Raw genomic sequence first — 12090 nt, 5'->3', positions numbered from 1 at the left:
CAACAGCCCGTCCGGCCCTCGTTCCACCAAGCACTTCAGGGCGCAGTTTGGGCAAGCAGGGAGAGTAGTCGATCTAGGCTTTCCTAGGCGGCCTCCAGACCGTTGACTGCCTGGCCTCTTCATTACGCTGCCGACGCTCGGCATCCGTGATCGTGGGCGTAGGCGGGCGGCGAACCTTTGGCCGCGCGTCCTGGGTCTTTAGCTTCGCCTCCCAGGCAGCCAGGGTCTCGGAACCTTCTGGTGGAAGTGACGCCCCAGCAGCGCCGGTGATCGCCGCGATAAGAGGAACCATCAGGTTCTCCGCAACCAACAGGATCTGGCCTGCTTCGTTCCTGAGATCCCAGCCGTGCCTCCGGCAAAAAGCTTCTTTGTCCGCCTCGTCTTCCAGGCCTTCGATCAGTTGATCCTGACGAGCCTGGTAGAGGTCGAGCGCGGCAAGCTCATCGCGCTCACCAAGCTCTTCCCCGCTTTCGTGCCGACGCTGAAACTCCTCGAGCGGCTCAAATACCCAATCACTCACGTTCATAGACGTGACGCCGAAAAGGGCCTTCGCCACCCTATCAATCTTTTCGTTGTCATAGCGCTGATCAAGCGTTGAGAGAGAGGGGTCGATCAGGGCCGAAAGTTCGAGCGCCTGAATCTCGGGGAAATCCCGTAGGCGCCGCAAAGATTGAGACGACATTAGACGCTCCGACCGATGCGAGTTTAGAACGGATCAAGAACTACACGATTCGGCGGCGATCAGTGAGGCCAGGTCCCGGATAGGGTGTTGATATAGCTGAAGAAGCCCCCAAGATCGGGACCCCGCCCCAAAGGGTGGTCCCGGAATTTCGTCAACACCATCAATGACATGGCGACCGAAGGTCCCGGCCCTTTTATCTTGCAGTCAAATCGAACCGTTCTCCCATCACCGCCAAAGGTATTTGGGCTCCATCGGCACTGTGGGCCGAGCCCATCACCTAGGATCGCGAAGCATCTTTTGGGAACCCGTTTTGAGGGCGCTTATGAGCGCATGACGACCGCAGTGCGCAAGAGCGCTTGGCACGGCGCGTGAAATGGCCCCATCATCAACCAAAGCTTGAGCGTGGAACGAGCTTCTCGCGCGGGGGAGACTGGGTTGGAGGTGCGGTCGCGCCTGCGGGTCACATGCGAAAACTTGCTCTCGGCTCGGGCTATGCCGAGGCCGAGCCGTGATCCGCTCTATCGCTATCGGTTTTCTCGCGCGGAGTACGACGAAGTCCGCGCGGCGCTCGTCGCGTCTGGCGCGGCGAGTTTGTGGACGCCGCACGGCGCGGCGTTGTTCGTAGCTTTCGTAGCCGAATGGTTCCGCCGTGATCGTAGCGGAGGGGCGTGGGACTGGATCCGGCCATTGGCGGCGCTGGGCATCCGCTACGACAACAACGATCCGCGCAGCGACGTGACCTACGCCGAGGTCCGCACGGCCGTGGAGGATGGGCTTACCTTCTGGGGACGGCCTCAACCCGCAGATCGATCCTGGATCCTAGCCATGGTGCGCGAAGCCGGTTTTCCGGCCGCAGCGACCCGCGTCGATCCACGACTGTCGACTTGGCTCAAGCGTTCTGTCTTAGCGATCGAGCGAGGCTTCGAGGCTCGGGAAGCTGTTGGCATGGAGTCCTGGCGCGCCAGCGAGCGAATGGTGCACGCACTCTTCGATGCAGTCGTTGAGCTCTGCCAAGCCGTGGCGGCACTTCGCGCATCGCTACCACCAGAGCAGCGCGGGCGAGGCGACCCCGTCGCCATGCTCGACGCTCGCGATCCGAGCTGGCGCCAGCGTCTGCCGTTCGAGCTCGAAACGAGAGATATCGGAGCTCTCGTCGAAGAGGCGATCCGCGCACGGTCGGACCGGTCGTCCGCCCTGGCCGTGACGAGAAGGCTGGTTCGCAAAGGCAACAGCTGGACGGCTAGGGTATGTCTCGCCGTTGCCGGGGAGATCGAACACGTCCGCGTGCCAGCCGGCTTACGTGAAGGGCTCGACGGTGTCGGGCGTGCGCGTGTGATCGGGCGAGGTGCGCTTGCCGATCTCGCCAGACCATTCGCGGCGATCGAAAGAGACCTCACGCCGGATCGTGACCTCTGGGAGGTTCGCCCGCTCGGCCCGGCGCTCGAAAAAGACTTGCCGCTGGCGGCCGACGTGCGCCTGGGCGCGCTGGTCGGCGAACGGGTCGTCGCCGAGTTCGGAGCGCTCGGCGGGGAGCCCTTGGACGGCGTGGTTATCCTCGAACCGACGGAAGGCGAAGAGCCCGAAATGGCTGCCGGCCTGCTCGTCCGCGGAAGTGGCCCGCTTCGCAGTCGCGCGCCTTGGTTGGCTCTGGCGCTCACGCCCTCGGTGCTAGATCGCGTCGAGTTCGAGGACGGGCCGCAGATGCTCGGAACGATCGACGACGACGACCGTGTCGTGGTGGCCTTCACAGGTAGAGCGTCTCTCGAAGTCGACGGTCACCGGCTGAGCTGGGTCTCGGCGGCGGAAAGCGAGAACAGGCAGCGTCTGGTGCTCGTTGGCGACACGGTTCCTCGTGTTCGCGAGCAAGTTTTCCTGGGGGCGCCGAAGGTCTGGATCGAGGACGAGGGCGTCTATGCCGCGCCCTCGGCGACGGCGCTGCGATGGCGGCCGCGTGGTCGTGGCGAGTGGCGACCTTTTGATGCGTCCGTCGTCGGGCGGGTGGAGATCGCTTGGATCGTGCGCGGTCAGATTTGCACGACGATTTCGGCAGCGGTCGCGCCACCCGAGCTTCGCCTCTACGGGCGCGCGACACCACGTCAGCTGAAGGTCGAAGGCAATGGGCGTCTGCCTGTGGCGGCGCGTTGCGATGCGCCCTTGTCCGCTCGACGCGACGGCGCGACGACGATCTTCGATCTCGAACCCATGCAGCCTGGCGCGTTGGTGACCGTAGAGCTGGGCGTAGCCGGCGGCCTTACATTCTCACTGGATGATCCCTCGGTTGCGGCGGTGCTAGTGACTCCCACCGGCCAGGCCGCAGGGCGGCGTGTGCATTTGACCGTCGGCAAGCTGCAAGGTTGGAGACTGTTGTCTTCCGGTAGGGGCAGAGTTCGCTTCGAGCTCGAACAACGCAGCACCGTCAGAGGCCATTTCACACGAAGCGTCGACGGCGCGGCGCCCTTAGCGGCCTACGCCGACGAAGTCCGAAATCTCTTGGGCAGTGCAGACGGGCTCGACCTCGAGGTTTGGATGTCGTGGCTCGGTGGGTCGGACCGCGCTGCCGGAATCGGTTGGTACGACGACAGAGCTCTGGCCGAAAACGAACGTCACGCCGCGCGGCGCCGGGCCTTCGCACTGCTACGGCCCGAGGTCGGCGCGGTCGACCTGGAGATGTCCGAACCGGCGACGCAGGCAGCGTTCCTGCGCGAGAAGATCGGCGTCGGGCCTTGGTTGATCTGCGCGCGGTCTGCCGCGGGAGAGCCTCTCCGTCCCTCCGTTCTCGCCGACCGGACGGCAGAGCCGGCCGATGCGTTGGGGCGAGCGGTCAACGCCTCGCTGCAATTTGAGCGCGCTGCGGCTTTCGATGCGCTGTTCGTCGGCGAACCGGCGGCCGAGACTTTACGGCACCTGATCCAGCTTCTGGTCGCGGCGCGTCGGGAGGATCTGCCTCTGAGCGCTCTGGACGCGGCTACAGCTGTATGTCGATCGCCTAGGGCGGCGGTCTATGCGCTGGCGGCCTGCGACTCGCTCGAAGAGCGCGCAGCGGTGTTGGCCCTTCAACGAGACCTGTCTTTTCTGTGGTGCGCGACGTCGCTGCCGATCTGGCTCGCAGCCTTCGATGCCCGTCGTGTCGCGATCGAAGCGCGGCTGGCTGCCTTCGACATCGACACCTCCCAAGCCCTTCGCCACGTTACGGCGGCGCTCTGCGAGATCGTCGATCTGGCGCCGGCCCTGGCGACCCACGCGCGACTGACCTTCGGCTTGAACGTCGCCCAACGCTTTCCGCGCGATCGCCCTCCACTCGACGTCGCTCAGGTGGCCAGACTCATGCAGGGGGCGGTGGCGCCCGGGCAGCTTCGCGGACTTGCAAGCGAGCTGCTGACCCGGCGCTTGGATCTCGATACCCCGCCGACGAACTTGGGGCTGAGCCGTTCGGCGGTTGGACACGCGCAGTTCCTCGCCGATTGCCCCGACGCCTTCCATGACGTGCTGGCCGCGCCCTATGCCGCCGCGCAGCTGGCCGTCGGCGGTGACGATCCGGATCCCGACCTGCGCGCAGCCTGCCGTCGCGCCTGGCTTTTCGACCCTGAGTACTTTGAGAGCGCTACCCAAGCCGCGATCACCCTGATGGCCTCGGGTGCTGCGCCTTCGCCCTCCTTGGAAGCCGCCGTATGATCGATCTCAGCCGCCTTCTACGCCGTCTGCCGGTAGAATCCGCCGATGCGATCACCGGCATGGCGCGCCTGCGCTCCGCCGATCTCGCCACGCATCTGCGTGCAGCGCTGGGGGCTACTGCCGGGGCTCGAGGCTCGGTGCTGTCCGAGCCCTTCCTGGAAGGCGCTTTCCCATGGCTTTCTAGGCCGGAGGGTTGGGAGGGGCTAGACCAAGATCTCCTCCACCCTCGCACGCTCGAGGTTCTTCGCAGCGTCGCTTTTCCGCCTTACGTGCACCAGCTCGAAGCTTGGCGACATCTCGTTGGCGCGAAGCCGACCTCGGTCATCGTATCGAGCGGCACCGGCTCGGGAAAGACCGAGTGCTTCTTGGCGCCGATCCTTGATCACCTCGTCAAATTGTCGGGCGGCAGTGCGACGGAGCTCACGGGCGTGCGCGCTTTGATGCTCTATCCGTTGAACGCCTTGATCGCGAGCCAAGAAGAGCGATTGGAGCGCTGGCTCTCGCCCTTCGACGGCGCTCTTCGCTATTGCCTGTACAATGGCGATACACCGCCGGATGCCCGAGGTCGCAACTTCCCGCGCTGGAAAGTCGGCGATCGGCGAACGCTTCGAGCCTCACCTCCACCGGTCTTGGTCACCAACGTGACCATGCTCGAATACATGCTCATTCGTCAGGCCGACGCGCCGATCCTGCAACGTTCTCAAGGAAAGCTCGACTATATCGTCCTGGACGAGGCCCACTCGTACGTGGGCGCGCAGGCCGCCGAGATCTCGTTGCTTCTCCGTCGCGTCGCCCTCGCCTTCGGGCGGCGGCCGGAAGAGATCCGCTACGTTGCGACCTCGGCCACGATCGGCTCGCCGGATGCAGCCTCGGAACTACGCCAGTTCCTAGCCGATTTGGCGGGCGTTCCACTGGCCAATGTCGAGCTGGTCGAAGGCAAGCGTGCGCCGCTGCCGACAGCGCCGACCTTCGACGCCGATCCCTTGCAGCCTTCAGACTTGGCCGATTTGGACGACTTTCAAGCAGGCGAGCGGTTAGCGGCCAGCGAGCCCCTTCGTCGTGTCCGTGAAGATCTACGCGCGGGCGGTGTTCTGTCCTGGAGTGGATGGCGGCGATGCGTGGAAGCCATGGGTGCCGAACCGGGCGATGCGATCGCCATGCTCGAACAAGCCGCGCGGGCCAGAGACCCGCATGCCGAGCCGCGCATGTCGGCGGCGCACGCAGATCACGTTCTTCCGGTTCGCCTCCACCTCTTCCATCGCACGATGACGGGGCTCTGGGCCTGTGCGGATCCCAACTGCACGGGCAAGCCAGCACGCGTTGGCGAAACCGACTGGCCATTCGGCGCCGTCTTCACCGAGCCGCGTGAGCGTTGTTCCCATTGTGAAGCCGTCGTCTTCGAGTGGGCTTACTGCGCAGAATGCGGAACGGGGGCCCTGAAGGGAGAAGAGGTCGACGATGGCGCGCGGCTCGGGCCTTGGACGGATCTGCGCGCCGGCGACGATTTCGATCAGACGTTGGACCGAGGTGAAACCTACGGCGCCGAAGACGACGCCGCCGCCAGCGAGGACGTCACGGCCCCCGACCCAACCTTGCGACGCTACCTGTTCCCGCTTGGGACAGGGCATCTGCGAACCGTGCGGCTCGATCGGGCGACAGGCCGGTACCTTGAAGGTCTCGACGAGCCCGGAGCCCTGACCTTCTCGGCCACCTACGACACGACGCGCTGTCCGTGTTGTCGTGCGGTGGAGCCGGCGACTATTCCCCGCCGCGGCGTCTTGCGGCCGCTCGCCGCCGGCGCGCCCTATCTGATGTCGCAGATCACGCCGGCGCTTCTCTCGGCGCTTTCTCCCGAGCTTTCGCCGCAGCCCACACCTTTGCCTTATGCCGGGCGGCGGCTGATAACCTTCACCGACGCGCGACAGGGCACGGCTCGCCACGCCGCGACGGTGCAGGTGGCGTCCGAGCGAAACTATACGCGCGCCTTCGTCTATCACTTCGTTCAGCAGCGTGACGGTGGCAACCCAGAGGCCGCGCAGACCGCGCGGGACAATTTGGCGCGTGTCGACGCGATGCCTCAAGACGCGTTTGCAGAGAATCTGCGTGCAAGGTTCTTGGTCGATCTGGCCAAGGCCGAACCCGGACCGCAGCATCGAACCTGGCGAGATCTCGTCCAGGCTTTCGGCGCCGACGACACGGTGCGTCACGCGATCCCGGAGCTCTGGGACGGCCGACGCGCCAACGGCCTTCAGGTCGGTGAGCTGCCCGAGTTCCTTCTCTACCGGGAGCTGATGCGCCGACCGGTCAGGGCCAACAGCGCCGAGTCTCTGGGGCTCTTCCGGTTCGTCCTGCCCGGGATCGACGACACCGAAATTCTCGTTCCAGGCGCCGCCCGTCGTTTCGATCTTGACGTAGCTCAATGGCGCGACGTCTTGCGGCTTCTGGTCACCTACTTCTTACGCGCCAACGTGATCCTGAACTTCCCGCGTGCCTGGCTACGTTGGATCGACCGACGCCACAGTCATCCGCATGTACGCCGCCGCGCGCCTGGCGAGGTGCTCGGCGACTACGTTCGAGCCTGGCCTCATCCGTATGCACCTTATCCCGGCCGCGTGGTGCGGTTGCTCATGCAGGTGCTCGGTGTCCAGGCCAGCGATAAGGTCGCTCTCGACGAGTTGAACGATCTTCTGGAAGCGACTTGGGGACCGCTTTCCCGCTTCATGCATCAAGACGCCGACGGTTACCGTTTCAAGTTGAACGAGCTCGCCGTCGCGCCGGTCGAGAGTGCTTGGTGGTGCCCGATCACCCGTCGGGTTTTGGACTCCACCTTCCGCAGCTTCAGTCCCTTCGATCGTGACGGGGTTCATCCCCCGGCCGAGGCGATCGTCATGCCTGTGCTGCCATCCTCTTGGCGGCGCGATGCCGACGGGCGTGGTCTGACAGACGCTGCTGTCGATGCTTGGCTTGCCGGAGACGAGCGCGTCTCGGCTCTGCGCGCCAAGGGACGCTGGGGCGACCAACAGGATCGCGCTGTTCGCCTGACCCCTTGGCTCCGAACCGCCGAACATTCGGCCCAGCAGCCCAGCACGACGCTCCGTCTCTATGAGGATCGCTTCAAGCAGGGCCGTATCAACGTCTTGAGCTGTTCGACCACCATGGAGATGGGGGTCGACATCGGCAGCATCGAAGCGGTGCTCAACACAAATGCGCCGCCGGCCATCGCCAACTATCGTCAACGTGTCGGTCGAGCGGGGCGGGCTCGCCAGCCGCTCGCCGTTGGCCTTACGCTGTGCAAGGACAAACCCCTCGATCGAATGGCGTTGGAAGATCCGTACGCCTTCCTCACGCGAGAGGTTCGACCGCCGCGTGTCAGTCTCGAAAGTCCGAGCATCGCTCGACGTCACGGGCACGCGCTGCTTCTCTCCCGCTTCCTCGCCGCGCAGGAACGCGAACTTCACAAGCTCTCCAATGCCAGTTTCTTCGGCCTCGGAACTGAGAATGCCAGGGGGCCTAGCGCTGCCGTGGCCTTCTTGGGCTGGGTCGACCACGCCGCCGAGGATGCCGGAATCTACGAAGCCTTGAGCGTGGTGCTAAATGGGACCCGCGTCTCGCCCAACCCAGACTTTTTCGAAACGTTGCGCGAGCACATGCGCCGTATCGACGACGAGCTGCAGGCCGAATGGGAGGCTCTCGCACCGATCGTCGCCGAGGGCGAAGATCGTGTCGCAGCTGGCCGCGCTCGGGACATGCAGCGTCAGAGGCTTGAGAGAACGCCGCTGCTCGGCGAGCTCGCCGGCCGGGGTTTTCTTCCTTCTTACGGATTTCCCTCCGACGTCGTGCAGTTCCTGACCGAGACGGCTGCCGAACGGCGTGAACGTGAGGCCGAAGAGAAGGAGGAAGAGAGCCGGTTCAGGTCGCGTGGCTTTCCATCGAGGCAACGCGACGTGGCGATTTTCGAGTATTCGCCGGGACGGGGCATCGTCGTCGACGGCGTCATTCGCGAGTCTCGCGGCATTACGCTGAACTGGCGTCGCCCGGCCTCGTTGGAGGGACGACGCGAGGTCCAGAGCCTTCGGACGATGTGGTCCTGCAACAGTTGTGGGGAGCTGACCTCGGCGCCGTCAGCTGTCACGTTGCAGAACTGTCCCGCCTGTGGCTCGACGCAGCTCGAATTCCAAACCTACATCGAACCGGCCGGCTTTGCGGTCGACAGTCGCTTCGAGACGCACGACGACCCGTCGGATCTGGGCACAATCTTACCGGTGGACCCTTGGGTCTCGGCTCGCGGCGCGCCTTGGCGCGCGCTGCCAGATCCGGCAGTCGGGCGCGTTCGATCCAGCCCCGACGGCACGGTCTTCTGGTTCAATCCGGGGCCGACGGGACGTGGATTTGCCATATGTCTTCACTGCGGCCGTACGGAAGCCGAGCCCGAGGCCGGTGCGGCTGCTCTGCCACTCTCGCGCCACAGGCCGCTCCGTGGCTTTCCGGTCCTGGACGACGACACGGGGATCTGTACCGGAGCCCCCGAAAACGCTCCGTTCGCGGTAGCGCGCAATCTCTTCTTGGCGCACGAAATCCGCACAGACGTCTGCGACCTTCAGCTGGACGACTGCAACCGCGCCTCCGTCGCGATCACCGTGGCTCTGGCCTTGCGAGAGGCCGCCGCAAGACGGTTGGGCGTGGACGCCGACGAGATGGGTTTTGCAGCGCCTGAAACGCGACGTCCGGATTTGCGCCGCAGCTATAGCGCCGTGGTGTTCGATCGAGCGTCGGGCGGCGCAGGATTTGCGGCGACGATCGCTTCGGACCCAGTCGGCTTGATCGAGGAGGCCAAGCGACTGCTCGACTGTAGCCAGATTGGCCGTTGTGGCAACGTCGACGCCGTCAATGCCTGTCCCAGATGTGTTCTGGCAGCCGACGCTCAGCACAGCGTCGACAAGACCGATCGGCGCGCGGCCTTCGAGCTTTTGGAAGCGACGCTGGCGCGCCTGGTGCTGCCGGCGGAACACAAGCTCTTCGGCGAGCAGACTGCCTACGAGCCTGCGCCACTTGCTGTTTCGCTTGGCAATTTTCTCGCCGAAGACGACGATGCCGTCGCGACGATCTACGCGCTGGGCAATCCCGCGGACTGGGAGCTCGAAGCTTGGCCGATCACGCCTCTGCTCAAGCGATGGGCTGGACGTGGACGTCGCAATCGGCTCGTGGTCGACATCGAGGCCCTTCGCCGCGTCGATCCTGTAACCCGGCGTGAAGTCGTCCTTTGGGCCGAACGATGCGGTGTCGATCTGATTGCCTCGGAAGCCAAGTTGTCGGAGGCGATGCTTCTGTCGCGTGTCGACTCAGCGAGGGGCGCTCAAGTTTGGGGTTCGGCAGATTCCGAGGCGTTCGTTGTGGGCGCATCGTGGGCGGCCGTAGCGGGAGCGCCGGTTGTCCGTGGGGCGGCTGTCGAACCAGCTTCCGCCGTAGTCGTGGATGTCCACGAGCTGCTACGCGAAAAGGCGCGCGAGGTCGTTTTCGAGATCGACGACCAGATCGACGGCCCCGTCGACGGCTTCGGTGAACGTCTCAAGGCGTTGCTCTCGACTCGCCACGAGTTGGCGGACGTCTTTGCCGAGCCTTGTTTGGAGCTGGAGTACTCCGATCGTTACATCCTCAGTCCGATCACGGTGCGCCTCCTGACCGACCTGGCTCGAGCATTGGCTGGCGCCGACACTCGTGTGACCGTCCATTGCGCTACGCGACCGGCGCGCAACCCAAAACCCGATCGGACGGTCCTCCACGACTGGCCGGATCTGGCAGTCCGTGACGCTGTTCTCTCCGCGAAACTGGCGGTCGTCACACCGCACGTCGAACTGACGATAGCCAGCACATTGCCGCATCGTCGCAAGCTTCGCTTCCGAACACTTCGGCATTCTGGCGTCATCTATTTCGACCAGGGCGTCGGTTCCTGGAGCTCCTCTGGTGACGTTCCCTTCGATCCGGTGCAGGACCTAACCCGGCAACTCGTTGCAATGGAGCTGCCCTATGCCGTCGAAAACGCGCACGGAGGGACGTACTTGGCGGTCAAGCTAGACCCGTGACGCACGGAGCCGACGGTGAGGCCATATGGAGTGACAGCACGGGTGGGATGCTGAGCGGTACGTATGCTAGGCGACCCGTTGCATGTGCGTCGGAAAAAGGAAACCTATGCTGCGCTCCGCTTCCGCGCCGGATGACGAAACCGTAGAGCCGCGCCTATGCGCAGCCTGCATAGGCGAGCCGTTCTTGAAGGCGATTGTCCGCAAGGAGGGCAAACTCGCAGCATGCAATTTCTGCAGTCGCAAGGGGCGCAGCTTCACGATCGAGCAGATTGCCGACAGGGTCGAGACGGCGTTCGAACAGCACTTCGAGCGTACATCCGAACAGCCCGACGCGATGGAAGAACTCGCCATTCGGCACGGACACGCCGAGTTCAATCGGCATGGCGATCCGGTCGCAGACGCGATTGCGATGGCTGCGGGTCTGGACGAAGAACCGGCTCAGGTCATCGCGGACCTCCTGGCCGATCGGCACGATCACTACGCGCCGGGCGATCCGGATGAGGAGCAGGATTTCGGTCGCGAGAGCTATTACGAGCGTCGTCGGACGATTGTCGACGACCACTTCCATGCCGATTGGGAGCGGTTCGAGCGAAGCCTGAAGAGCGAGGTGCGCTTCTTCAGTCGTTTCGCGCAGGAGTTGCTGGCGGGGGTTTTCGACGAGATCGAGGCGGTAAAGACACGAAAGGGCGCATCCATAGTGACCCCGGCGGGACCGGGGTCCAAGTTGACTTCGCTCTATCGGGCTCGCGTATTTCAGACCCAGGAACAGCTGGAGGTCGCGCTCAAACGGCCGGATTTGGAGATCGGTCCGCCATCGTCGAAGTTGGCGCGGTCAGGTCGAATGAACGCTCGCGGCGTGCCGGTCTTCTACGGCGCCACCGAGGACCGTATAGCGATGGCCGAGGTGAGACCACCAGTTGGCTCCGACGTTGTCGTCGCCCGGTTCGACATCGTGCGCCCGTTGCGCCTGCTTGACGTTCAAGCGCTTGGCGCGGTCTTCGTCGATGGAAGCGTCTTTGATCCGACTTTAGCATCCCGCGCCGGTCATGCGCTGTTTCTGCAGACGCTAAGTGAGCGGATCACACGCGCAGTGATGCCTGATGCCGAGGACTTCGAATACCTCGTCACTCAGGCGATGGCAGATTATTTGGCCGACCATCCGACTTTGGATCTCGACGGCATCTTGTTTCCTTCAGCTCAGCGGCGTGTGGGCGGTGCCAACGTTGTACTGTTCCATAAGGCCTCGCGGGCCAAACTCTTCGACTTGCCGCAAGGCACCGAGATTGACGCCTTTCTGAGTTCGCCCTGGGGGGCTGAGGAAGATGGCGAAGACGACACGCCAGCGAAGTGGAAGGTTACAGAAACAACGCCAGCACCGGGCCCAGCGGTGGCAGGTATCTCGCAACAATCCGCATCGTCGATGCTGCCTAGCCTCGCCGAAGTTTGGCTTGAGGCGGACGCCGATCCGCGCGCGGTAAGCCTGAAAGTCGATCCGGCCTCGTTGATCGTCCACAAGGTGACGGGTGTTCGGTTCACTACACGGCAGGTCGAAGTCGAGCGTAGCCGACAATCGGCCGACATTCATGATCCATTCTGAGCCGTGGTCGCCAATGAGCTAGCGAGGTAATTTCGCTTGGCGATCGATGTCACGCGTCT

General features: G+C 64.2%; 4 protein-coding genes. 3 read left to right on the top strand and 1 reads right to left on the bottom strand.

All coding sequences use genetic code 11. The annotated features are described in order from the left end of the window. Positions 1 to 73: 73 nt before the first annotated feature. A complete protein-coding gene (locus AC07NF_RS09235) occupies positions 74 to 682 on the bottom strand; it encodes a hypothetical protein (protein ID WP_494632082.1) in 609 nt (202 codons plus the stop codon). Positions 683 to 1084: 402 nt separating this feature from the next. On the opposite strand from AC07NF_RS09235, the gene AC07NF_RS09230 reads away from it, so the two are divergent. The 3 genes from AC07NF_RS09230 to AC07NF_RS09220 all read left to right on the top strand — a co-directional run bounded on the left by AC07NF_RS09230 (position 1085) and on the right by AC07NF_RS09220 (position 12031). After that, positions 1085 to 4354: an STY4851/ECs_5259 family protein gene (locus AC07NF_RS09230; RefSeq protein ID WP_494655324.1), complete on the top strand. Its 3270-nt coding sequence runs from the start codon at positions 1085 to 1087 to the stop codon at positions 4352 to 4354. Further along, the gene (locus AC07NF_RS09225; RefSeq protein WP_494632088.1) at positions 4351 to 10434 is read left to right on the top strand and encodes a DEAD/DEAH box helicase; all 6084 of its coding nucleotides are present in this window, start codon (positions 4351 to 4353) and stop codon (positions 10432 to 10434) included. The genes AC07NF_RS09230 and AC07NF_RS09225 overlap by 4 nt, the downstream gene beginning before the upstream one ends. A 106-nt stretch (positions 10435 to 10540) precedes the next feature. Then, a complete protein-coding gene (locus tag AC07NF_RS09220; RefSeq protein ID WP_494632091.1) occupies positions 10541 to 12031 on the top strand; it encodes an RES family NAD+ phosphorylase in 1491 nt (496 codons plus the stop codon). Positions 12032 to 12090 lie beyond the last annotated feature (59 nt).

Source organism: Caulobacter sp. GW821-FHT10A06, from assembly GCF_059415805.1.
The sequence above is the reverse complement of the archived record's forward strand: the minus strand, read 5'-3'. Positions and strand labels throughout refer to the sequence as shown.